Annotated in this window: 22 protein-coding genes; 5 read left to right on the top strand and 17 right to left on the bottom strand. The window is 63.4% G+C overall.

Going from position 1 to position 24,059, the window contains the following annotated elements:
* Positions 1-72 precede the first annotated feature (72 nt).
* Complete coding sequence (locus AC1DZU_RS14335) at positions 73-1,092, top strand: fatty acid desaturase (protein ID WP_477285633.1); 1,020 nt, start codon at positions 73-75, stop codon at positions 1,090-1,092.
* 101 nt (positions 1,093-1,193) lie between these two features.
* Here the strand turns inward: AC1DZU_RS14335 and AC1DZU_RS14330 are convergent, their stop codons facing one another.
* The 7 genes from AC1DZU_RS14330 to cysG form a co-directional block, all read right to left on the bottom strand.
* Entirely contained in the window at positions 1,194-1,814 is a 621-nt protein-coding gene (locus AC1DZU_RS14330) for a DJ-1/PfpI family protein (protein ID WP_184876947.1), read from the bottom strand.
* A gap of 192 nt (positions 1,815-2,006) precedes the next feature.
* A complete protein-coding gene (locus AC1DZU_RS14325) occupies positions 2,007-3,614 on the bottom strand; it encodes a GMC family oxidoreductase (RefSeq protein ID WP_477285631.1) in 1,608 nt (535 codons plus the stop codon).
* Positions 3,615-3,710: 96 nt separating this feature from the next.
* Positions 3,711-4,244: a DUF934 domain-containing protein gene (locus tag AC1DZU_RS14320; RefSeq protein WP_477285629.1), complete on the bottom strand. Its 534-nt coding sequence runs from the start codon at positions 4,242-4,244 to the stop codon at positions 3,711-3,713.
* Between the two features lie 167 nt (positions 4,245-4,411).
* Positions 4,412-5,176 (bottom strand): phosphoadenylyl-sulfate reductase, encoded by a 765-nt coding sequence (locus AC1DZU_RS14315; protein WP_184876954.1) that lies wholly within the window; start codon positions 5,174-5,176, stop codon positions 4,412-4,414.
* Positions 5,151-6,821: a nitrite/sulfite reductase gene (locus tag AC1DZU_RS14310; RefSeq protein WP_477285627.1), complete on the bottom strand. Its 1,671-nt coding sequence runs from the start codon at positions 6,819-6,821 to the stop codon at positions 5,151-5,153. Before AC1DZU_RS14310 ends, AC1DZU_RS14315 begins: the two co-directional genes overlap by 26 nt.
* 42 nt (positions 6,822-6,863) lie before the next feature.
* A complete protein-coding gene (locus tag AC1DZU_RS14305) occupies positions 6,864-7,169 on the bottom strand; it encodes a DUF2849 domain-containing protein (RefSeq protein WP_477285625.1) in 306 nt (101 codons plus the stop codon).
* Entirely contained in the window at positions 7,166-8,617 is a 1,452-nt protein-coding gene (gene cysG, locus AC1DZU_RS14300; RefSeq protein ID WP_477285623.1) for a siroheme synthase CysG, read from the bottom strand. The genes AC1DZU_RS14305 and cysG overlap by 4 nt, the downstream gene beginning before the upstream one ends.
* A gap of 481 nt (positions 8,618-9,098) precedes the next feature.
* Here cysG and AC1DZU_RS14295 point away from each other — a divergent pair, with 481 nt between their 5' ends.
* Positions 9,099-10,886 carry a cation:proton antiporter domain-containing protein gene (locus AC1DZU_RS14295; protein WP_477285621.1) on the top strand — a complete coding sequence of 596 codons (1,788 nt, stop codon included), beginning with the start codon at positions 9,099-9,101 and terminating at the stop codon, positions 10,884-10,886.
* Between the two features lie 91 nt (positions 10,887-10,977).
* Here AC1DZU_RS14295 and AC1DZU_RS14290 read toward each other — a convergent pair whose 3' ends face one another.
* Positions 10,978-11,787, bottom strand: coding sequence for an AraC family transcriptional regulator (locus AC1DZU_RS14290; RefSeq protein WP_477285618.1), 810 nt, complete (start codon positions 11,785-11,787; stop codon positions 10,978-10,980).
* Positions 11,788-11,947: 160 nt separating this feature from the next.
* Between AC1DZU_RS14290 and AC1DZU_RS14285 the strand changes: the two genes are divergently transcribed.
* The gene (locus AC1DZU_RS14285; protein ID WP_477285616.1) at positions 11,948-12,868 is read left to right on the top strand and encodes a zinc-binding dehydrogenase; all 921 of its coding nucleotides are present in this window, start codon (positions 11,948-11,950) and stop codon (positions 12,866-12,868) included.
* Positions 12,869-12,950: 82 nt separating this feature from the next.
* On the opposite strand, the gene AC1DZU_RS14280 is transcribed toward AC1DZU_RS14285, so the two are convergent.
* The 8 genes from AC1DZU_RS14280 to AC1DZU_RS14245 all read right to left on the bottom strand — a co-directional run bounded on the left by AC1DZU_RS14280 (position 12,951) and on the right by AC1DZU_RS14245 (position 19,596).
* Positions 12,951-13,703: an SDR family NAD(P)-dependent oxidoreductase gene (locus AC1DZU_RS14280; protein WP_095199543.1), complete on the bottom strand. Its 753-nt coding sequence runs from the start codon at positions 13,701-13,703 to the stop codon at positions 12,951-12,953.
* 116 nt (positions 13,704-13,819) lie between these two features.
* The gene (locus tag AC1DZU_RS14275; protein WP_477285614.1) at positions 13,820-14,143 is read right to left on the bottom strand and encodes a hypothetical protein; all 324 of its coding nucleotides are present in this window, start codon (positions 14,141-14,143) and stop codon (positions 13,820-13,822) included.
* Positions 14,144-14,191: 48 nt separating this feature from the next.
* A complete protein-coding gene (locus tag AC1DZU_RS14270; RefSeq protein ID WP_477285612.1) occupies positions 14,192-16,459 on the bottom strand; it encodes a transglycosylase domain-containing protein in 2,268 nt (755 codons plus the stop codon).
* A 190-nt stretch (positions 16,460-16,649) separates the two neighbouring features.
* A complete protein-coding gene (locus AC1DZU_RS14265; protein ID WP_013529552.1) occupies positions 16,650-16,796 on the bottom strand; it encodes a hypothetical protein in 147 nt (48 codons plus the stop codon).
* 25 nt (positions 16,797-16,821) lie between these two features.
* The gene (locus AC1DZU_RS14260) at positions 16,822-17,076 is read right to left on the bottom strand and encodes a GlsB/YeaQ/YmgE family stress response membrane protein (protein ID WP_457153965.1); all 255 of its coding nucleotides are present in this window, start codon (positions 17,074-17,076) and stop codon (positions 16,822-16,824) included.
* 110 nt (positions 17,077-17,186) lie between these two features.
* Complete coding sequence (locus AC1DZU_RS14255; protein ID WP_477285609.1) at positions 17,187-17,390, bottom strand: hypothetical protein; 204 nt, start codon at positions 17,388-17,390, stop codon at positions 17,187-17,189.
* A gap of 74 nt (positions 17,391-17,464) precedes the next feature.
* Positions 17,465-18,085 (bottom strand): ribonuclease D, encoded by a 621-nt coding sequence (locus AC1DZU_RS14250; protein WP_095084743.1) that lies wholly within the window; start codon positions 18,083-18,085, stop codon positions 17,465-17,467.
* 125 nt (positions 18,086-18,210) lie between these two features.
* A complete protein-coding gene (locus AC1DZU_RS14245) occupies positions 18,211-19,596 on the bottom strand; it encodes a M20/M25/M40 family metallo-hydrolase (protein WP_477285607.1) in 1,386 nt (461 codons plus the stop codon).
* A 420-nt stretch (positions 19,597-20,016) separates the two neighbouring features.
* Here AC1DZU_RS14245 and polA point away from each other — a divergent pair, with 420 nt between their 5' ends.
* Positions 20,017-22,971 (top strand): DNA polymerase I, encoded by a 2,955-nt coding sequence (polA, locus tag AC1DZU_RS14240; protein WP_477286071.1) that lies wholly within the window; start codon positions 20,017-20,019, stop codon positions 22,969-22,971.
* 10 nt (positions 22,972-22,981) lie between these two features.
* Entirely contained in the window at positions 22,982-23,602 is a 621-nt protein-coding gene (locus AC1DZU_RS14235; protein ID WP_477286069.1) for a LysE family translocator, read from the top strand.
* Here the strand turns inward: AC1DZU_RS14235 and AC1DZU_RS14230 are convergent.
* Positions 23,599-24,003 (bottom strand): transcriptional repressor, encoded by a 405-nt coding sequence (locus tag AC1DZU_RS14230; protein ID WP_477285605.1) that lies wholly within the window; start codon positions 24,001-24,003, stop codon positions 23,599-23,601. The genes AC1DZU_RS14235 and AC1DZU_RS14230 overlap by 4 nt on opposite strands.
* Positions 24,004-24,059: the final 56 nt, after the last annotated feature.

The raw sequence follows: 24,059 nt of genomic DNA, 5'->3' as shown, positions 1-24,059 counted from the left end.
GCGACAATTACGCACAGTAATTTTGCGTGATCCCTGTCTTGCGGCGGCGGGACACCCCGCCTATGCTTCCTGATGAACATGATTTCCCCTGAGGCGGCCGCCAACAGCAAGCGCGCCTGGCTTAAGATTCTGGCGCGCTACAAGAAGCCTGACAGGCGCCGCAGCGCGCTCGAACTCGCCATCACCCTTATTCCCTTCGTCACGCTCTGGGCGCTCTCTTCAGCCGCCTATTCCTACGGTCATTGGTGGGGTCTGGTCCTCGTTCTTCCGGCGGCCGGGTTCCTGGTGCGTATCTTCATGATCCAGCACGACTGCGGCCATGGTTCCTTCTTCGCCAATCGTTATGCCGACGACTGGATCGGCCGCGCGCTCGGCATCCTGACGCTGACGCCCTACGACTGCTGGCGGCGTGCCCACGCGACCCATCATGCCAGCGCCGGCAATCTTGACGAGCGCGGCATGGGCGACATCAGGACGCTGACCGTTGCCGAATACCGGCAATTGTCATGGCGAGGCCGCCTTGCCTATCGCCTCTATCGCCACCCGCTGGTGATGTTCGGACTGGGACCGATCTGGCTGTTCATTTTCGAGCAAAGGCTGCCCGTGGGCATGATGCGCGGCGGCCTGACCCCTTGGGTGTCGTCAATGACCACCAATCTTGGCATCGCGGTTGCGGCGGCTATCCTCATCTGGTTCGTCGGTCCCGGCGCGTTCCTGGTTGTCCATCTGCCGATCGTCATCCTTGCCGGTTCGGCCGGCATCTGGCTTTTCTACGTCCAGCACCAGTTCGAGGAGACGGAATGGGCAAAGGATGCGGACTGGGAATTCCAGCACGCCGCCCTGCACGGATCGTCCTACTACGACCTGCCACCGGTGCTGAACTGGTTCACCGGCAACATCGGCGTCCACCACGTCCACCACCTCTCCGCCAAGGTGCCGGGCTACCGGTTGCAGGAAGTGCTGCGGGATTATCCGGAACTGCGCGGCATCGGTCGCGTCACGCTGCTCGACAGCCTGCGCTGCGTCAAACTGGCGTTGTGGGACGAAAACCGCCGCAAGCTCGTGTCGTTCCGCGAGGCGCTGGCGGCGTAAAGAAACCGCCGCACCATACGGCGCGGCGGCATTTGGCAAATCTTGGATTTGTCTTGACGCAATTCCGGACGGAAAACCGCTTTTTCTGGAATTGCTCGCGATCAGGCCGCCTGGCGCTCTTCGCGCATCAGGATCTCGCCATGGCGGATCTCGGTGCCCAGCACCTTCAGGCATTCGCGGATGAAATTGGACAGGCCCGGCCAGCCCTTGGCTGAAACGAGATTGCCGTCGACATGGGCGCCGGTCGGCGCGACATCGATGTAGATGCCGCCGGCCAGCGTCACCTCCGGCTCGCAATAGTGAAGCGCTGCGACTTCCCGGCCCCGCACCACGCCGTCGACGGCGATCAGGATCTGCACGCCGTGGCAGATGGTGAAAATCGGCTTGCCGGCCTCATGGAAATGCCGCACCAGCGCCTGCACCCGCTTGTCGATGCGGATGTATTCCGGTCCACGCCCGCCCGCCGCATAGACGGCATCATAGTCGTCCGGCTTCACCTCGGCGAAGGTCTTGTTGAGGATGTAGTCGTGGCCAAGCTTTTCCGTATAGGTCTGGTGGCCTTCGAAATCGTGCAACGACGTCTTCAGGATATCGCCGGCCTTCTTGTCGGGGCAGACGACATGCACCGTATGGCCAACGGCATGCATGGCCTGTTCAAAGACGAAAATCTCGTATTCCTCGCTGAACTCGCCAACGAGCATCAATATCTTCTTGCCAGCCATTCTCGGTTCCTCCCTTGTGGCCACATTTATTTCGGATGGTGAAATAATGGAACTATCCTAAGGGCAGCGCGGCGAAAGGGAAAGCACAAATCCCCCATTGGTAAGACCAGTTCCCGTTGACCGGGAGTGGCATCGCTATAGATCGCTTCAAAACAGGGGAAGATAGAGCCACTGGTTGGACCAGAACTCCTTTCAGGCCACCGCCTTGATCATGTCTGCCGCCTTCTCGGCGATCATGATGGTCGGCGCATTGGTGTTGCCGCCGATCAGCGTCGGCATCACCGAGGCGTCGACCACCCGCAAGGCCCGTATGCCGAGCACGCGGAGCCGCGGATCGACCACCGCCATGTCGTCGATGCCCATCTTGCAAGTGCCGGCCGGGTGATAGATCGTATCGGCTCGGGCTCGGATATGGGTCATCAGCTCAGCATCGCTCGATACGCCGGCGGTGTAGATTTCCCTGGCGCGGTATTTGGCCAGCGCCGGCGCCTCCAGTATGCCGCGCATCATTCTGACACCCCTGAGCAACAGCTCGGCGTCGCGTTTGTCGGACAGAAAACGCGGATCGATGCGCGGTGGCGCCAGCGGGTCCCGCGCCGACAGCCCGACCTCGCCGCGCGAATGCGGCCGCAGCACGCAGACGTGGCAGGAAAAACCATAACCCGTATGCAGCTTGCGACCATGATCATCGACGATGGCGATGCAGAAATGCAGTTGCAGGTCGGGACGGTGGATCGCCGGGTCGGATTTGAGGAAGGCGCCGCCCTCAGCGTAGGGCGTGGCGATCATACCGCCGCCATCCCTGCGCCAGCGCCGCAGATGCCGCAGCAGGCCAGGCAGACCGCGCAGGCCGATGCCCATCATGTCGGTATTCTTCGATGTCCAGCCCATGATGAAATCAAGATGGTCCTGCAGGTTCTTGCCGACGCCGGGCAGTTCATGGACGATCGGAATTCCGTGCGCTGCAAGCTCGACAGCCGGGCCGATCCCGGACAGCATCAAGAGCTGTGGCGAGCCGAAGGCACCAGCGCAGACGATGACCTCGCGCCTGGCTTTCGCAACGGCTTCATTCTTGCCGGCGCGATAACGCACGCCGGCGGCCCGCTTGCCTTCAAGGACGATACCCGTGGCGTGCGCTCCGGTGACAACAGTGAGGTTTGGCCGGCTCATCGCCGGGTGTAGATAGGCGGCGGCTGCCGAACAGCGCTCGCCATTGCGGCGTTCGCCCCAGAATTGCGTGACCTGATAAAGTCCGGCCCCTTCCTGTTCGACGCCGTTGAAATCATCGTTGCGCCGGATCTGGTTTTCGCCACAGGCCTCGACAAAGGCCTTGGAGAGCGCACGCGGCTCCTGCTGCTCGGCGACCCGCAATGGTCCTTCGCCACCGTGCAAGGCATCTGCACCACGCTGATTGCCTTCGGCACGCCGGAAATAGGGCAGCACCTCGTCCCATGACCAGCCGTCGCAGCCGAGATCGGCCCATTCGTCATAGTCGCCGCGGTGCCCGCGTGTGTAGAGCATGGCATTGATAGCGCTCGAACCACCCAGCGCCTTGCCGCGCGGCTGGTACCCCTTACGGCCGCCAAGCTCTGGCTGCGGCACGGTCTCGAAGGCCCAGTTGTTGATCTTCGGCCGGCCCGGCAACAGCGCGATGACACCTGCCGGCGCGCGAACGAGCAGGTTTCTGCCCTCGCCGCCGGCTTCGATCAGGCAAACCCTTTTCGATGGATCTTCGGAGAGCCGCGCGGCAAGCGTGCAGCCGGCGGACCCGCCACCGGCAATGACGTAGTCGAAATCCATAGTCTCCTCCCGGACACCCGGCGGATGTTTCCGTCCGGATGACCAAGAGAAGGCCCGATCACAGCCGATGTAAAGACGCGTCGAATTACCGCTGCGTCAGCTGACGCGAACGCGTCGCCAGGAATATTTTGGCCCCTTGGGCTCCTGTACGGCGGTTGGCTGGTAATAGAGCCCCAACCCACCGGTGCGGCCCTCTTCCAGCCGCTTCAACAGCACCGGGTTAGATATCTCGAATTCGTCGAAGCCGAGCCGCAGCATATGCGGCAGCTGGTCGACCAGCACCTGGCCGGTGGCGCGCACCACACCCTCGAAATGATAGCGGCTGCGCAGCAGTTCGCCCTTTGAGAAGGAACGGCCGTCGCTGAAGGCCGGGAAGGCCAGTGCCACCAGTGACAGCTGGTCGAGCAGATGAGCGATCTTCTCGAGCTGGTCGCCGGGCTGCAGCGCGACGCCGAGCCGCTCCGTAGCGGACCGGCGTACCTCCGGATCGAGATCGAGAAACGCCTGCAGCGGCAGGATGAAGCGGCCATTGCCGGACAGCGCGTCCGCGCTTTCGGCATGAGCCCACTCGTCCTCGCGAAAACCCGTCGGGGTCCAGAGGCGGGTCTCCGGTGTCATCGGCTCAGTCATCAAAAATTCCTAAGTCCAAAAGAATTCCAGGGTGCGTGAAATTCAGGTCGGGCCGAGACGAAAATGGTGGGTTCCGAGAACCGGAGCGGAGCGTACTTAAGTACGTGAGCACCGGAAGCGCAGGAAACCGCCATTTGCAGGCCGGCATCACCTGAATACTACATACCCTAGAGCGATGCGTCGGTCAGCGACTTTTCCAGTCCCGATAGGTGAATGCCGCACTCGGTCTTGGCATGACCGGCCCAGCGGCCGCTGCGCGCGTCCTCGCCGGGCTGCACCGGCTGCGTGCAGGGGAAGCAGCCGATCGACAGATAGCCATAGGCGACCAGCGGATTTTCGCGCAGCGCATGCGCGCGCATGTAATCCGCCTGGTCCGATGTCGTCCAGTGCGCCAGCGGATTGATTCGGATGCGCGGGCCGACTGCCTCAAACACCGGAAGCGCTGCCCGGGTCGAGGCCTGGAAGCGCTTGCGGCCGGTGAACCAGGCGCGGAAAGGGGCAACGCCACGCGCCAGTGGCTCGACCTTGCGCACGTCGCAGCAGGCGTCGGTATTGCTCTGGTGCAGATTGCCCGTCGGGTCGATCCGTTCGAGCGCTGCTTCTTCGGGCTTGATCACCCGTATGTTGGTCAGCCCGAAATCGGCGGCAAGCGCGTCGCGATAGCTGAGCGTCTCCTCGAAATGCTTGCCGGTGTCGAGGAAGATGACCGGCAGCGTCCGGTCGATCGTGGAGATCATGTGCAGCAGCACGGCCGAATCGGCGCCGAACGACGACACCGCGGCGATCTCGTCGTGGAACAGTTCGCGGGCCGAGCGTTCGATGATCTCGAGCGGGGTCAGATGACCATAAAGCGCATCGAGCCCCGCCGCTTTCGCGGCGATGCCGTCATCGACGTCGACGATACGGTCAAGCGGCCTTGGCTTCGCCAGCATAGAGCGCCTCCTTGAACGGCGCGGGACCGACTCGGCGGTAGGCGTCGATGAATTTTTCTTGTGGGTTGAGCCGAAGGCCGAGATAGGTCTCGACGATCTGCTCGATGGCGTCGGTGATTTCTTCCGAGCTGAAGCCGCGGCCGATGATCTCACCGACCGACGTGTTCTCGTCGGCCGAGCCACCCAGCGTCACCTGATAGAGCTCGGAGCCTTTCTTCTCGACGCCGAGGATGCCGATATGGCCGACATGGTGGTGGCCGCAGGCATTGATGCAGCCGGAAATCTTCAGCTTAAGTTCGCCGATCTCGCGCTGCCGCTCCAGCGAGGCGAAGCGGCGCGAGATTTCCTGCGCGATCGGGATCGAGCGCGCCGTCGCCAGCGCGCAATAGTCGAGGCCCGGGCAAGCGATGATGTCCGATATCAGGTTGGAATTGGCCGTGGCCAGCCCGATGTCGACCAGCGCGTCATAGACCGCCTTGAGATCGGCACGCGCCACATGCGGCAGGATCAGGTTCTGCTCATGGCTGACGCGAAGCTCGTCGAAGGCGTATTTCTCGGCGATGTCGGCCACCGCTTCCATCTGGCTGTCGGAGGCGTCGCCCGGCACCTCGCCGATACCCTTCAGCGAAATGGTCACCGCCGCATAGTCGGGATGGCGGTGCGTCACCACGTTCTGGTCGAGCCAATCGGAAAAGCTCTTCGAATCGAGGCGCGCCAGCTTAACCGCTGCGTCGCCGTCCGGCCGGTCGGTAAGCGCCGGAGGCGCAAAATAGGCCTGGATGGCGCGGATATCGGCGTCCGGCAGCTTCAGTTCGGCGTCCTTCAGTTCCTGCCACTCGGCCTCGACCTGGCGAGTGATTTCCTCGACGCCGGTCTCGTGGACGAGGATCTTGATGCGCGCCTTGTACTTGTTGTCGCGGCGCCCATAGAGGTTGTAAACGCGCAGGATCGCCGTGCAGTAAGACAGAAGGTCGGCCTCCGGCAGGAAGTCGCGGATCTTCCTGGCCACCATCGGCGTGCGGCCCTGGCCGCCACCGATATAGACGGCGAAGCCGAGTTCGCCGGCGGCATTCTTCTTCAGGTGCAGGCCGATATCGTGGGTCTGGATGGCGGCGCGGTCACGCTCGGCACCTGTCACCGCGATCTTGAACTTGCGCGGCAGGAACGAGAATTCCGGATGCACCGACGACCACTGGCGCAGGATTTCCGCATAGGGGCGCGGATCGGCGACCTCGTCGGCGGCGGCGCCTGCGAAATGGTCGGCGGTGACATTGCGGATGCAGTTGCCGCTGGTCTGGATGGCATGCATCTCGACGCTTGCCAGATCCGCCAGGATCGCAGGAATATCCGACAGCGCCGGCCAGTTGAACTGGATGTTCTGGCGCGTGGTGAAATGGCCGTAGCCCTTGTCGTATTTGCGGGCGATGTGGCCGAGCATGCGCAACTGCTTGCCATTCAGCGTGCCATAGGGCACCGCGATGCGCAGCATGTAGGCGTGCAGCTGAAGATAGACGCCGTTCATCAGCCTTAGCGGCCGGAACTGGTCCTCGGTGATTTCGCCGGCAAGGCGGCGCTGGACCTGGTCGCTGAACTCGGCGACGCGGGCCTGGACAAAATCGTGGTCGAACTCATCGTAACGGTACATGCTTCGTCTTTCAGGGCGCGTCCGCCCATGCCTGTTGTCTTGTTAAGCTGCCCAAGTCGCCTGCTTGGCAGCTTGCTTGCCGAGATCGTTGCGGATGGTCGGGCCGGCGGCGCGGATCTTCTCGCGCAACCGCACCGGCTCGACGATGCCGTTGACGACATCGGCGTCGATCAAATTGACGTCGACCACTTCGTTGTCGGCATAGGCCTTGGCGCCGATCGCCTCCAGGCGATCCTCGGCCGCCTTGTCGTGCGCCAGGTCGGCATGGTCCACCGTCTCGGCCCAGCCGCCATCGGCATACCAGACGGCAATGCCGTCACTGAGGCGGTTGGCGGTCAGTATCTTCATTGTTGAACTCCCTCAGCGGCAGCTGCGGACACGCCCGCATGCCTGTGTGCCGCGAGCGGCTCGGACCGTTCAAAGTTGGCGCCGGCAACCGCATCGCCGATGATGGTCATGACTGGGCCGGAAAGATCGGCACGCGCTTCCAGCGACGGCAGGTCGGCAAGCGTGCCGTGGAAGCGGCGGCGATTGGCGAGGCTGGCATTCTCGACAACGGCCACCGCCGTGTCGGGTGACAGCCCAGCCTCGATCAACCGGCCGGCAACCTCGGCCGCCACCGAACGGCCCATATAGACGGCGACGGTCGCGCCCGAAATGGCAAGCTTGGCCCAGTCGGGCAGCGAATTGCCCTTGAGGTCGTGGCCGGTCGTGAACACCATCGACGAGGAAACGCCGCGCAAGGTCAGCGGCAATTCGAAATCGGCGGCGGCGGCGAAGGCTGCGGTAACACCCGGAACCACCTCATAGGCGATGCCGGCATCACGCAGTGCTGCCATCTCCTCGCCGGCCCGCCCGAAGACCAGCGGATCGCCCGACTTCAGCCGCACGACACGCTTGCCTTGGCGCCCAAGCTCGACCAGCAGCGCATTGATCTCGGCCTGGCTCTTGGTGTGGCAGCCCTTGCGCTTGCCGACCGGCAGGCGCTCGGCATCGCGGCGTCCCATGGCAACGACCGCTTCCGGTACCAGTGCGTCATGGACGATGACATCGGCCTCCATCAGCAGACGGTGGGCGCGCAGGGTCAAAAGATCCTCGGCGCCCGGACCGGCACCGACGAGCGCGATATGGCCCGAAGCCGGCGTGTTCGAAAGCAGAAGATCGACGGCGGCGTCATGTGCCTGCGACAGCTGGCCGGCGTCCACCGCATGGGCGGGCGCGCCGCCGAAAAAGTCGCTCCAGAAGCGGCGGCGGGCATTGCCTTTCGGCAGCAGCTTCTCGGCAGCACCACGAAACGACGCGGCAAGCGTTGCCAGCGGCCCGAGCGCCGGCGACAGCAGCTGGTCGATGCGGCTGCGCAGCATCTGGGCAAGCACCGGGCCTGCCCCTTCCGTGCCGATGGCGATGGCGACCGGCGCGCGGTTGACCAGAGCCGGGGTGAAGAAATCGCAGAGCTCCGGCCGGTCGACCGCATTGACCGGGATCCCCAGCCGGCGCGCGTCCGCGGACACGCGGCGGTCGAGTTCCTCGTCACCGCTGGCGGCAAATACCATGACCGCGCCTTCGAGCTGCGACGCGTCGTACGCGGCAACCACATGGCTGGCATCGGACTGGGCGATGAACGCGAGCAGGTCGGCCTCGGCATCTTCAGCTATGATGCGCAGGACCGCGCTCGATTGCCCGATCAGCCGCGCCTTGGCCAGCGCCTCGTCGCCGCCGCCGACGATGGCCACGGTTTGCCCCTCGACCCGCAGGAAGACGGGGAAGGCATTGAGCTTGGGAACAGTGTGCGGCATGGACGCGAGCGTAATCCTGAACAGGCCTGCAGTTCTACGCGCGGGCGCGAAAAACCAGAAGGAACGCACTCGCGCATCGCTTGTCGGGATGCAATCGCTTTTCTGAAAGCCTGTCGGCCAAGAGAAAAATATTCCTCGTTGGCACATGGAGCGGATTCAAGCTGCTGCCGTAGGCCTTGATTTGCGCCTCTTTTAGCGCCCAACGAAAAATACCGCAAAACAGTTTTTTCTAAATTCTACCAATTTAGTAGATTAAAGCCGCCTGCACCAAAAGCCAAGCAAAGTAGCAACATCTCTGCCCTTTTCGATCAGGCGGTGACATGATCTGCGTGAATTCTGACGGCATTCGTTTTCTCCGCCCCGTCGATTTCGCGCGCTTGCGGGTTGCATCGTCGACACGCCTTCCACCATATTGCAAACAGGCGGCCGCTTCGGGCGGCGCACATCCGACATCTCTGGTTTGAAAGGCGCTCCATAGACAATGCCGCATGACACGCCCCTTATCGCCACCATCGTCGCCGGTCTGGGGCTGGCTTTCGTCTTCGGGGCTCTCGCCAACCGCTTCCGCATTCCGCCGCTGGTCGGCTATCTGGTAGCCGGCGTGCTGGTCGGGCCGAACACGCCCGGCTTCGTCGCCGATGCCGGCCTTGCCAATGAGCTCGCCGAAATCGGCGTCATCCTGCTGATGTTCGGCGTCGGCCTGCACTTCTCGCTGAAGGATTTGCTGTCGGTGCGCGCCATAGCGGTGCCCGGCGCCATCGTCCAGATCGGCTTTGCCACCGCACTCGGCGCCGGGCTGTCCTGGATGCTCGGCTGGTCGATGGGCGCGGGGCTGGTCTTCGGCCTGGCGCTGTCGGTCGCCTCGACCGTGGTTCTGCTGCGCGCCTTGCAGGAGCGGCGCCTGATCGAGACGGAACGCGGCCGCATCGCCGTCGGCTGGCTGATCGTCGAGGACCTGGCCATGGTGCTGGCGCTGGTGCTGCTGCCGGCCCTTGCCGGCGTGCTCGGCGGCCAGGAGCCGGCGGACGCTCACGCGAGCGGCCTGCTGTCGCTACCGGTCGCCTATGGCATCTGGGGCGTCGTCGGCATCACGCTGGCCAAGGTGGTCGCCTTTGTCGTCGTCATGCTGGTCTTCGGCCGCCGGGTCATCCCCTGGATCCTCCACTATGTCGCCCACACCGGCTCGCGCGAACTGTTCCGGCTCGCCGTGCTGGCCATTGCGCTCGGCGTCGCCTTTGGCGCGGCCAAGCTGTTCGGGGTTTCGCTGGCTTTGGGCGCCTTCTTTGCCGGCATGATCATGAGCGAGTCCGAGCTCAGCCATCGCGCCGCCGAGGAATCGCTGCCGCTGCGCGATGCCTTTTCCGTGCTGTTCTTCGTCTCGGTCGGCATGCTGTTTGATCCGTTCAGCCTGATCAGCAATGGCTGGCCGATTCTGGCGGCGCTCGCCATCATCGTCATCGGCAAATCGCTGGCGGCATTCGTCATCGTCATTGCCTTCGGCTATCCGTTGGCCACTGCGCTGATGATTTCGGCAAGCCTTGCCCAGATCGGCGAATTCTCCTTCATCCTGGCCGAACTCGGTGTCGGGCTGAAACTATTGCCCGAACAGGGCCGCGACCTCATCCTGGCCGGCGCCATCCTGTCGATCGTCCTTAACCCGTTGATGTTCCTGGCCATCGACTGGATGAAACCATGGCTTGAAGCCCGCGCCGCCAGAACGGCGCCGCCGGTCGAGGCAAAGCCGGTCGGCCCGGCGACCGAACCCGGCCAGGTGGCCTCTGTTGCGACGGCGACGAACAGGGAAGACGGGCCGCCGCCCAGGACAACCCTCGCCAACCACGCCATCCTGATCGGCTATGGCCGTGTCGGCAGCCTCGTCGGCGCGGCGCTGAAAGAGGCCGCCCTGCCCTTCCTCGTCATCGAGGATGCCGACAAGACGCTGGCCAAGCTGAAGGCCGACGGCATCGAGACCGTGTCCGGCAATGCGGCGAATGCCGAAGTGTTCGCCGCCGCCAATCCTGAAGGCGCCAGGCGGCTGATCCTGGCCATCCCCAATGCCTTTGAGGCCGGCCAGATCGTGCTGCGGGCGCGGGCCGCTAACCCCGGCATCAACGTCATCGCCCGCGCCCATTCCGACGCCGAGGTCGAGCATCTCAAGGGGCTCGGTGCCGACACCGTGATCATGGGCGAGCGCGAGATTGCACGAGGGATTGTCGAAGAGGTGTTGGGGCAGAAGCCACCAGAGGCCTCGGAACCGTCCGCTGCCTGAGCCGATCCTGAACGATGATGGTTCGCCGCTGGCCGATGGCCGGCGACAGATTGCATAGTCGATCTCGACAGTCCGCCCTCTATCGAATTTATCACGCAACGAATGCTGACCCGCCATTCTGAGCGACGCTGCTGAGATACTGTGCGGGCGGCTTGCCCAGCGCCTTCTTGAACATGGTGATGAAGGCTGTGACGGACTCATAGCCGAGAGCTGCCGAAACCTGCTGCACGCTCTCGCCAGAGGCCAGTTCCCGTATCGCGACGATCAGATGCAGTTGCTGGCGCCAGCGTCCGAAGCTCAGGCCTGTCTCTTTCACCACCAGCCGTGCCAGGCTGCTTTCGCTGAGAGCAACACGCCGGGCCCATTCTGCCAGATTGCTGCGGTCGGCAGGATTCTCGGCCAAGGCATCGACGATCCGGCTCAAGCGCGGCTCTGACGATATCGGCATATGCAGCTGCTGGACAGGCATGCGCGGCAGTTCGTTGAGCAGAACCGTGGTCAGCACGGCCTTCCGTGAGTCGTCGTCCTGCCCGTGATCGGCCAGCTCGACGATCAGTTCGCGCAGCAGCGGCGAGATCGACAGCGTGCAGCACCGGTCCGGCAGAACGGCAGCTCCCGGCTCGATGTACACGAAGAAAATCCGGGCATTGGCGGTGGCGATATTGCTGTGCTCCATACTGCCGGGAATCCACACCCCGCAATGCGGCGGCACCATCCACAGGCCGCTGGGGACGCGGCAGGTGACGCCGCCACCGAGCGCGAAGACAAGTTGGCCTTTGCGGTGCCAATGGGAAGGGACCTCAGCCCTGGTCTCGGTGACGTCGACGCGCACGGCAATCGCCGGCTCGGAAAGCGCATCCACATCGAAATCGAGCCATGGGTAGCGGAGAGGTTGTCTCATGATTGACTGTTTTTAGCGATCAATTGCGTTGATATCTAAATTATTCAAGAGGGAAAGTCGATAGGTTACGGCTCGTGAATGAGCACATCTGGAGCGCGGTGCAGGGCATATCCGCCGCCCGAAGGCTATGCATCCACCACGCAGCAATGAGGTATGAACTATGCTCGCCCTGGTCATCTCTCCCGATAGTGCAACCGGCCTGAAGCTCGCGGAGCTCGACGAGCCTCAGCCGGGCCCGAACGAGGCGCTTGTCTCGGTCCATGCAACCTCGTTGAACCGTGGTGAATTGCGCCTGCTCGCCATACGTCCAGACGGCTGGATACCCGGCCAGGATATCGTCGGGGTTGTCGACAGGGCAGCAGCCGATGGCTCCGGGCCAGCCGCGGGCGCCCGTGTTGCGGCTTTGGTCGACCAGGCCGGCTGGGCCGAACGTGTCGCCGTTTCAACCGACCGTCTCGCCGTCCTGCCGGATGACGTCAGCTTCGTCTCCGCCGCCACGCTTCCTGTCGCGGGCACGACGGCGCTCAGGACCCTGCGCCATGGCGGTGACCTGGCCGGCCAGCAGGTCCTGATCACCGGCGCAAGCGGTGCGGTCGGTCGTTTCCAGATTCAGATCGCCCGCCAGCAGGGTGGGTTCGTGACAGCCGTCGCCGCCTCTCGGCACGGCGAGTATCTCCGCGGGCTGGGAGCCGCGCGGGTTGTCGAGTCGATCGAGATGGCAGAGGGGCCGTTTTCGCTGATCACCGAATCAGTCGGCGGCGAAAGCCTCACAAACGCGATCGAGCGCGTCGCACCTGGCGGGACCATTGTCATGTTCGGCTCGAGCAGCGGCGAACTCACGCCCGTCGGATTCCGCCAGTTCGTTCCGGGTCACGAAGGAGCGAGGCTTCAGACTTTCGCCTACTACGCGTCTGGCTCAGGCATTGGCGCGGATATCGCCTCGCTGCTGGCTATGGTCACGGCTGGCCGGCTCGAAACGCGCGTGGTCTTGACCGTGCCATGGACAGACGTCGCCCAAGCCCTCGACGCACTGCGACAGCGCAGCATCAGCGGTAAGGCTGTTCTCATCATAACCGGATGACGAGCAATTCCAGGAAAAGCGTGAACCGGTTTCCGTCCGGAAGTGCATTAGAACAAAGAGATAGAGCCTGAAATCGACTCGCTCACACGTGCTGGCCGCCATTGATATGGATTTCCGAGCCGGTCACGTAGGACGCCTGCTGCGAGCACAGGAAGAAGATGATGTCGGCGACTTCCGCCGTGGTGCCGAGCCTTCTCAGCGGTATCGTCTCGACGATCTTGTCCGTGCCCGGCGACAGGATCGCGGTGTCGATCTCGCCCGGCGCGATGGCGTTGACGCGAATGCCGTGCGGGCCGAAATCATGCGCCATCTCGCGCGTCAGCGAGCCAAGCGCCGCCTTCGAGGTCGCATAGGCGGTGCCGGCAAAGGGATGCACGCGGGTGCCGGCGATCGAGGTGACGTTGACGATCGAGCCCTTGGCCGCCGCCAATTCCTTGAACAGCCCGCGCGCCAGCATGATCGGCGCGAAGAAATTGACCTGGAACACGTCGCGCCAGACATGCATTGGCGTGTCGATCGAGTCCATCCGGCTGTTGCCGTCCTTGAGCTTCGGCGAAATGCCGGCATTGTTGACCAACGCATGCAGCTGGCCGCCATGCGCTTCAAGCCGGTGGCGGATTTCCGAGACGGCGATGCCGACATCTTCCTGGTCGGCGAGATCGACCTTGATGTGGTCTTCCGGCCCGGCCGGCCATGGGCAATCCTCGGCGAAAGCCTGGCGCGAACAGGTAATGACGCGCCAGCCCTCGCGCGAAAAGCGCTTGACCGTGGCGTGGCCGATGCCGCGGCTGGCGCCGGTCAGCACGATGGTTTTTCGGGTGTCGAGTTCAGCCATTTTGGGCCTCCAGTCGGCAGATGTAGCCGAACGCCGCCGAGGTAGCGAGAGGCCGAAATGTCACCATTTGCCCGGACATGAGAACGGGGAAGCCGACTGCCCCAGCGTTCTTCCCGCTAGTAGCAGGTCGGGCATTCAAAAAGCAGGGCGAGATTAAGAAGAAAAGTTGCCGGCGCCAAAAACCAGAGAACACACCGGAAGCCGACGCGTGATCGTCGCATCAGGAGCCCACAAACCCAGGCAATGCCATAAGGTATCAGACACCCAATAATGACCGCTCCGATCATCGCGCCTATTCTTTCGTGGAATAGGTATGCAGGATCAGAAAAACGCAGGTTCGGCAAATGCCTGAACACCACAACGCACGCTGGCATCAGCAATAGCAAGAGCCATTGCCACCAGCTCAAATGGTTGAATTTTTCCCTTTTGACGTCGTGCATTCCAGCCTCGTCCATCGGCAGCGACAGCTGACCTGCCTCCGGAGCAGTTTAGCCGCCACCAAGGATATCGAGGATCGAGGTCTGCTTCTTCTTCAGCGGACCGCCGACATTGCCTGGTGGCACCGGATGCTTGATCGACGCGGTGGCGCTGTCATCCTCCGGCATGGCAAGGCCATCGGCATCGACGGTCTGTGCGGGACGCACCGCGCGAACCGGCGCCACCGGCGCAGCCGCCTGCGCGGCCGGCGCCTGCTGGCCAACGGACGCAGGCGGAACCGGCGCCGGCTGGCTGCTACTTGCCGAAGGGATCTCGTCGGGCACGATGGTGTCGGCGGGGGTCGACTTCCAGGTGCCGGGCAGCGGCCGCACCTGCACGCCCTCATGCGCAGCGACCATGAATTCGTGCCAGGCCTGCGCCGGCAGCGCGCCGCCGGTGACCTTCTTCATCGGGCTGCCATCGTCGTTGCCGAACCAGACGCCGGTGGTGAGATTGGCGGTGTAGCCGACGAACCAGGCGTCGCGCGAATTCTGGCTGGTGCCGGTCTTGCCGGCCGACGGCCAGGCGAAGGCCGCTTTCCTGGCGGTGCCGGTCTCGACCGTCCCCGTCATCATCGAGTTCATCATGCCGACGATCTCGGGCTTGACGACGCGTGGCGCGCTGCCGCCGCCGCTGTCGTAAAGCACCTTGCCGTCGGCGGTCGTCACGCGGCGGATGAAATGAATTTCGGGCTTGTAGCCGCCATTGGCGAACGGCACGTAGGCCGATGTCAGTTCCAGTGGCGTCACCTCCGAGGTGCCGAGCGCGATCGAGGTGTTGGACTGCAGCTCGGACTGGATCCCCATGCGGTGTGCTGCCTCGACGACGGCGTTCGGCCCGACCTCCATGGTCAGCTGGGCGGCGACCGAATTCAGCGATTTCGCCAGCGCGGTGGCCAGCGTCACCTTGCCGAAATACTTGCCGCCGTAATTGTCGGGCGTCCAGTTGCCGATCTTGATCGGCGCATCGTTGCGCACGCTGTCGGGCGTGCGGCCGGCCTCGAGGGCGGCCATGTAGACAAACGGCTTGAACGCCGAACCCGGCTGGCGGCGTGCTTCCGAGGCGCGATCGAACTGGCTGGTCGAATAGTCGTAGCCGCCGACCATGGCGCGCACAGCGCCTGAATCGTCGATCGACACCAGGGCGCCCTGGGTGACGTTGAGCTTCTTACCGCTGTCGTCGATCAGCTTGCGGATCGACTGTTCGGCGAGTTTCTGCAGCGTCAGGTCGACGGTGCTGTCGACGATGATGTCACCGCGCACGTCGCCGATCAGGTCAGGCAGCTCTTCCATGATGGTGTCGGCGACGTAGTTTTCCGAGCCGGTCCAGTACGACGGCGCGCGCGTCGCTGGCGCACTCATCGCGGAAGTCAGCTCCTTGGCGCTGATCTTGCCCTCGTCGCGCATGGCGGCAAGCACGAGCTGCGACCGCTCCTCGGCGGCCTTCGGATCGCGCGCCGGCGACAGCCGCGACGGCGCCTTCAGCAGGCCGGCAAGCAGGGCTGCTTCCGACAGGGTGACGTCGCGCGCGCTCTTGCCGAAATAGCGGCGCGAGGCCGCTTCGACGCCATAGGCACCGGAACCGAAATAGACCCGGTTGAGGTACATTTCGAGGATCTGGTCCTTGGTGTGCTTGTGCTCCAGCCACAGCGCCAGCAGCACTTCCTGCACCTTGCGCTCCAGCGTGCGGTCGGGGGTCAAGAACAGGTTCTTGGCCAATTGCTGGGTCAGCGTCGAACCGCCCTGCGAGAAATGCCCGCCAAGCAGATTGGTCACCATCGCGCGCGACAGGCCGATCGGGTCGATGCCGAAATGCGAGTAGAAGCGGCGGTCTTCGATGGCGATGACGGCCTCGGGGATATAGGGCGACATTTCGTGCAGGCCGACGGCCTCGCCGCCACTCATGCCGCGATTGGCCAGCAGTTGGTTGTCGACTGAGACGATCTTGATGTTGGGGGCGCGGTCGGGGATCGACCAGGTCGTGGCCGCCGGCATCTTGGCGCCGTAGTAGATGACGATGCCGGCCGCCGCGATGCCGCCCCAGATGGCGAGCACGAAGCACCAGTAGAACAGCCGGCCGAGCACGCCGAACAGGCCGCGCCGGCTCCTGACGCGCCCGCCGCGCGACGATTTCCCCTTGGCCGGCTTGCGCTTTGCGGAGGCTTTGCGGTTGCTCGGCACGACGCGATCCTCCTCGTTCACCGAAAGCCCCACCGAGGATCTCGCCTGCGGCGGTCCCTCGAAACTGGGTTCGATGCGACTGTCTCTGCGGTTCGCCATGCGCTGTGCTTGATATCCCCGATGCCTACGGCGTTCGGGTTGAAGAGTAGATGCGGCGATTTAAGGGCGGGTTAAGTCGGGAAAAATCGAAGCAATGTGGATTCAATTGCTTGCGGATCGGTTCCAACGGCATATCAGCGCCGCCCGTTTGCGCAACAAGACGACAGTCGGCGGCACCGGTCCGATGCGATCAATTCTGCTGGATCGAAATGCCTTTGTCGTCGATCTTGAGCTCGACGCCCTTCGGTTTGGTCTGCTCTCGATAGACATAGATGCCGAGCGCGATGACCACGACGACGAGCGCGCCAATGACGAGATAGAGCGTATTCTGTTTCATGGCGCGCTCTTTCTGTTGTCGAGCGTCAAGCTCGTTTCAGGACCTTGACCAGCACCAGCAGGATGATGGCGCCGATCGTTGCGTGGATGATTGCAGCGAGAACGCCGCCGCCGATGGAAAAGCCGATCCGCGGGAACAACCAGCCGGCGATGAACGCGCCGACGATGCCGACGATGATGTTGCCGATCAGGCCGAAGCCGAAGCCGGACACGATGAGGCCGGCGAGCCAGCCGGCGATGGCACCAATGATGATGAAGACGAGCAGGCTTTCGACACCCATGACGATTTCCTCCGAGCAAGAGGGCGAGCGCGGAGCGGAAAGCTCCGAATCGGCCTCGATATCAACGACTTCAGGCTATTCGAAAGCAGCCAGCCTCGCCAGCGGCGCGCTCATTGGTCGTCATCGTCGCTTGCGGCAGGCCGCCAACTGGTCGGCTCGACCTTCTTTTGCGTATGACTGTCGGTGTAGACCCACCAGCCGGCGTCGCGATATTGCGCGATGGATTCGTTGATGACGCCGTCACTGTCCTTCCAGGTGACGGAGACCTTTGAACCGTCGGTCGGCGCGGTCGCTATAGGCTTTCTGTCCGCCATGTCATCCCCCTTTTTGAACCGACCAGACTGAGCCGACAGAACGCGGCGGCCTGCATCCGGTTCCAAGCAGGTCATCAGCTGTGGGCGAAGATATCCTCTTCGTCCCAGCCCATGAGGTCGAGTTTGGCACGCGTCGGCAGGAAGCGGAAGCAGGCATCGGCCTCCTTGGTGCGCCCGTCTCGCGCCAGGCGACCGGCCAGCACATCGCGCAAACGGTGCAAATAGAGCACATCGGAAGCGGCGTATTCGAGCTGTTCAGGCGACAAAGTCTCGGCCGCCCAGTCCGACGACTGCTGCGCCTTGGACAGGCCGACGCCGAGAAGCTCGAAGCAGATGTCCTTCAGCCCGTGCCGGTCGGTGTAGGTGCGGGTCAGCCGCGAGGCGATCTTGGTGCAGAACACCGGCTCGGGCATCACCCCGAACGCATTGTAAAGCACGGCAAGGTCGAAGCGGCCGTAGTGGAACAGCTTGGTCACGCCGCGATTTCTCAGCAGGCTGACGAGGTTCGGCGCCTTCTTCTGGCCCGGCGCGATCTGGATCACGTCGGCCGTGCCGTCGCCAGGCGAGATCTGCACCACGCACAGCCGGTCGCGATGCGGGTTGAGTCCGAGCGTCTCGGTGTCGATGGCCACCGCCCCGACATTGTAGTGCGAAAGGTCGGGCAGGTCATTTTTGTGGAAACGGATGTCGGCCATTGTCTTCTCCGGTCGAGCCTGCGGCATCCCTTGAAGCGCAAGGGGTGCCGCAGCGCTTTTATCTCGTGGCCCGTCCTCGCCGCGATCCGCTGAAAAATCAACAGGAAAACTGGGGTTTCGCCGCCTCAGTGCGTCAACGCCTCCAGAATCCGCGCCCACGAGCGCTGCCCCTTGTGGAAGGAGCTGAGCTCGTATTTCTCGTTGGGCGAGTGGATGCGGTCATCGTCGAGGCCGAAGCCGACCAGCAGCGATTCCATGCCGAGATAGGTCTGGAAATCGCCAACGACGGGGATCGAGCCGCCGCCACCGGTCGTCACCGCCGGCTTCGGCCACTCGTCGGACAGCGCGTTCTTGGCCTTGGCCAGGAACGGCGAGTCGTAGGAAAGCTGGATTGCCGGCGAGCCGCCGTGCGGGTGGAATTCAACCGAACAGTCGGCCGGAATGCGCTCCTTGACGAATTTCTGGAACGCGGCGCGGATCTTGGCCGGGTCCTGCTTGTGGACGAGCCGGAACGAGACCTTTGCCGAGGCTTCCGCCGCGATCACCGTCTTGAAGCCCTTGCCGGTGTAGCCGCCGATGATGCCGTTGAACTCGGCCGTCGGCCGCGCCCACGTCAGTTCCAGCACCGAGCGGCCCTTCTCACCCGACGGGATCGACAGGCCGACAGGTCCGAGGAACATCTCGGCCGTCTCGCCAAGCGCCTCCCATGATTTCAGGATCTGCGACGGCGTTTCCTCGACGCCGTCATAGAAGCCTGGAATGGTGATGTGGCCGTCCTTGTCGTGGATATCGGCCAAAACCTTGGCCAGGATGCGGATCGGGTTGGCGGCGGCACCGCCATAGAGGCCGGAATGCAGGTCGCGATCGGCGGCCTTCACCGTGATCTCCTCACCGACCATTCCGCGCAGCCCGACGCAGATCGACGGCGTGTCGCGGTCCCACATGCTGGTATCGCAGACCAGCGCGAAATCGGCCTTCAGCTCGTCGGCATTGGCTTCGAGGAACGGTTTCAGCGACGGTGAGCCGGATTCCTCCTCGCCCTCGAACAGGATGGTGATGCGGCACGGCAAATTGCCATGCACCTGCTTCCAGGCCCGGCAAGCCTCGACGAAGGTCATCAACTGGCCCTTGTCGTCGGCCGAACCACGCCCGGTGATCACCTTGCGGCCGGGCTCGATTTCCTTGACCGCGGGCGAAAACGGATCGCTTTCCCACAATTCGATCGGATCGACCGGCTGCACGTCGTAGTGGCCGTAGAACAGCACATGCGGCGAGCCGGCTGGTCCATCATGATGCGCGACAACCATGGGGTGCCCGGGCGTGTCGCGAACGCTGGCGTCGAAGCCGATCAGCTTGAGCTCTGCCACCAGCCATTCCGCCGCCTTGCGGCAGTCGGCGCCATAGGCCGGATCGGTGGAGATCGACTTGATCCTGAGCAGGCCGAACAGGCGCTCAAGGCTCTGGTCGAGATTCTTGTCGAGGCGATCGAGAACGGGGGAAACTGCGGACATTTGTGAAGCCTTTCGATTCAGTGCCGGGACCGTAAAGGCAGACTGGGCGAACGAAAAGCCCGGGACGATTGGACCAAGGCGCGCAATGCCTCGCGAACGACAAAAAAAGACCGCCGTGGTGGAGGGGGAACCACGGCGGCCTTCTACTCGAAACGATGCGGCAGCCCGGAGAGGGGGATAGGCTGCCGCAGGTGTCCGGGATAGGCGGGGGACGGGCCTTGCTCCGGACTTCGGCGAAAACTGCCGATGACGTTTATTTGGGTCTTTGAACGTGGCGATTCAAGGGCATGAAAATTACACTTTTGTAACATGGGCGTGAGCAGGCCGGCCGCTGCCATTCTTTCAGGGTGTTGCCGGAACCGGTGGGTGCCGGCGCCTTTGGCATGGACCGCAGCATCGAGCCGCGCTATCCCTGCCGACATGAAAAAAGGCGATCATCTCTTCCTTATCGACGGCTCCGGTTACATCTTCCGTGCCTATCATGCACTGCCACCGCTGACCCGCAAATCCGACGGCCTGCCGGTCGGCGCCGTTTCCGGCTTCTGCAACATGCTGTGGAAGCTGATGCTGGATGCCCGCAACACGGATGTGGGCATTGTGCCCACGCATTTCGCCGTTATTTTCGATTATTCCTCGAAAACCTTCCGCAACGATCTCTACCCCGAATACAAGGCCAACCGCTCGGCGCCGCCGGAAGACCTGATCCCGCAATTCGGCCTGATCCGCCAGGCGACAAGGGCGTTCAACCTGCCTTGCATCGAGATCGAAGGCTACGAGGCCGACGACCTGATCGCCACTTATGCCAGGCTGGCCCGCGAAGCGGGCGGCGACACCACCATCATCTCCTCCGACAAGGACCTGATGCAATTGGTCGGCGCCACGGTCGGCATGTACGACCCGATGAAGGACCGCCAGATCGGCATTCCGGAAGTCATCGAGAAATGGGGCGTGCCGCCGGAAAAGATGGTCGACCTGCAGGCGCTGACCGGTGATTCCGTCGACAATGTGCCCGGCGTGCCCGGCATTGGGCCGAAGACGGCGGCGCAACTGCTGGAGCAGTTTGGCGACCTCGACGGACTGCTGGCCCGCGCCGGCGAGATCAAGCAGGACAAAAGGCGCGAATCGATCATCGCCAACGCCGACAAGGCGCGCATTTCACGCCAGTTGGTGACGCTGAAGGCCGACGTTCCGGTGGCCGAGGGGCTGGACGACTTCATCCTGCACGCGCCGGACGGACCGAAGCTGATCGGCTTCCTCAAGACCATGGAATTCACCTCGCTGACCCGCCGCGTGGCGGAAGCGACCGGCACCGAGGCCGGTGACGTCCAGGCCGTCGCGGTGACCGTCGAGCGAGCCGACGCCGCGCATGGCCCCGATGTCGGCGCGGGAACTTCCAACGTCCGACCTGCCAAGACCGGCGAAGACGGCGCGGCGGACCAGGCCCCGGGCGCCGACAAACCCATCAGCGGCGACACCCCTTCCCTGCTCGCCGCACTGCGGTTGGAGAGTGCCGCCACCCGCAAGATCGATACGTCAGCCTATCATTGCATCCGCGATGTCGCGACCTTGAAAGCCTGGGTCGCCGAGGCAACCGAGACCGGGCTTGCCGCTTTCGACGTGAGGGCGACGTCGGCCGATCCGATGCAGGCCGAGTTGATCGGCATGTCCATCGCCACGGCGCCCGGCCGCGCCGCCTACATTCCTTTTGCCCACAAGAGCGGCAATGGTGACCTGCTCGGGGGCGGCGCGGTCGAAAACCAGATCCAGCTTCGCGAGGCGCTGGCCGTGCTGAAACCGCTGCTGGAGGACAGGTCGGTTCTCAAGATCGCGCAGAACCTGAAATACGATCTGGTCATCATGAGCCGCTACGGCATCGATGTCGCGCCTTTTGACGACACGATGCTGATCTCCTATGTGCTCGATGCCGGCACCCCTCATGGTCACGGCATGGACTCGCTTGCCGAGAAATGGCTTGGCCACACCCCTCTCCAGCTCAAGGAGGTTACCGGCTCCGGCAAAAGCTCCGTCGGTTTCGATCAGGTCGACATCGACAGGGCGACCGCTCATGCCGCCGAAGACGCCGATATGACGCTGCGGCTCTGGCTGGTGCTGAAGCCGCGGCTTGCCGCCAAAGGCCTGGTGTCGGTTTATGAACGGCTGGAGCGGCCGCTGGTGCCTGTGCTGGCGCGTATGGAACAGCGCGGCATCTCCGTCGACCGGCAGATCCTGTCGCGGCTCTCGGGCGAACTGGCGCAGGGCGCCGCTCGCCTCGAAGAGGAAATCTATCAGCTCATCGGCGAACGCATCAACATCGGCTCGCCAAAACAGCTTGGCGACATCCTGTTCGGCCGCATGGGTCTGCCCGGGGGTTCGAAAACCAAGACCGGGCAATGGTCGACCTCAGCGCAGCTTCTCGAAGACCTCGCCGCCGAAGGCCATGAACTGCCGCGCAAGATCGTCGACTGGCGCCAGCTGACCAAGCTGAAATCGACCTACACCGATGCGCTGCCGGGCTTCATCCACCCGGACACCAAGCGCGTCCACACTTCCTACGCACTGGCGGCGACGACGACGGGCCGGCTGTCGTCATCCGATCCGAACCTGCAGAACATTCCGGTACGCACTGCCGAAGGCCGCAAGATCAGGACCGCCTTCATCGCCGACAAGGGCAACCGGCTGGTCTCGGCCGACTACAGCCAGATCGAGCTGCGCGTGCTCGCCCATGTCGCTGAGATCCCGCAATTGCGACAGGCCTTCGCCGACGGCGCCGACATTCACGCCATCACCGCATCGGAAATGTTCAATGTGCCGGTAGAGGGCATGCCTTCGGAAGTCCGCCGTCGCGCCAAGGCGATCAATTTCGGCATCATCTATGGCATTTCCGCCTTCGGCCTCGCCAACCAGCTATCGATCCCGCGCGAGGAAGCGAGCAACTACATCAAGAAGTATTTCGAGCGCTTCCCTGGCATCCGCGACTACATCGAGGAGACCAAGGCCTATGCCCGCGAGCACGGCTTCGTCGAAACGATCTTCGGCCGCCGCATCCACTATCCTGATATCCGATCCTCCAATCCCTCGGTCCGCGCGTTCAACGAGCGCGCCTCGATCAATGCCCGCTTGCAAGGCACCGCCGCCGACATCATCCGCCGTGCCATGGTGCGCATGGACGAGGCGTTGGAGAAGGCCAAGCTGTCAGCCCGCATGCTGCTGCAGGTGCATGACGAGCTGATCTTCGAGACGGTCGAGGCGGAAGTCGAGGCGACCATCCCCGTCGTGCGTCACATCATGGAAAACGCGGCGATGCCGGCGGTGTCGATGTCGGTGCCGCTGCATGTCGACGCCCGCGCCGCCAACAACTGGGACGAGGCCCATTGAAGTGAGCGAAATGCTGCCGTTTTCAACGGCCACATTCCTCTCTTTCGCGCTGGCGTCGATGCTGATCGAACTGACGCCAGGCCCCAACATGACTTATCTGGCGCTGGTTTCGGCGAGCCACGGCCGCAGCGCGGGCTTCGCCACCGTGGCGGGCATCGCGTCGGGCCTGGCGGCCGTTGGCGGCATCGCCGCCTTGGGCGTCGCCGAAGTGATTCAGGCGTCGCCCTTGCTCTACGAGGGTCTCCGCTGGGCAGGCATTCTGTTCCTGCTTTATCTCGCTTGGGAGGGTTGGACCGCTGGAACCGATGTGGTTTCGAACAATGGCAATCCGGGTGGAAAGTATTTCTGGCGCGGATTTGTCACCAATCTCCTCAATCCGAAGGCGGCGATCTTCTATGTCGCCGTGCTGCCCACCTTTGTCGAGGCCGGACGGCCGATACTTGCGCAGACTGTCCTGCTTATCCTGACCTATGTGGCCATCGCGACAGCCATCCATGGACTGATCGTCATGTTGGCGGGAGCGCTGCAGCCATTCCTCGACGATCCACGGCTGGAACGAACCAGCCGACGGTTGCTTTCGGCCTTGCTGGCGCTCGTTGCGTTCTGGTTCGCCTGGTCGACCGCGCGTTAGGCCGCTTCAGCCAAACATTTCGCACATGTCCCGCGAAATTCGATCACCGCCTTCTTGGCGGCGAAGCCTGTCGAGCGGACCCATTCGTCCAGCTGGTGGTCGACATCGTGATCGGACATTTCGGTGACTTGTCCGCATGTGTCGCAGATAGCGAAGGCGGTCATCGAATGGCTGTGGTCATGCGGCTCGGCGCAAGCGACGAAGGAGTTGATGCTTTCGAGCCGATGCACGAAGCCGGACTTCACCAGCGTGTCGAGCGCCCGGTAGACCTGCAGCGGCGCGCGAAAACCGCGCTCGCGCAGTTGGTCGAGCAAGGTGTAGGCGCTGAGCGGCCCACTGGCGGCCTCGAGTTTCTCGAGCACGCACAGCTGGTTCTTCGTCAGCACATCCCTTGCCGCCATGATCCTGTTTCCAACCTGTCCTGCGTCGATTGCGCATCATTTCCGCGCGCAAACGA

The organism is Mesorhizobium sp. P2_A12 (assembly GCF_056405075.1).
This window is presented reverse-complemented; position numbering and strand designations above follow the sequence as displayed.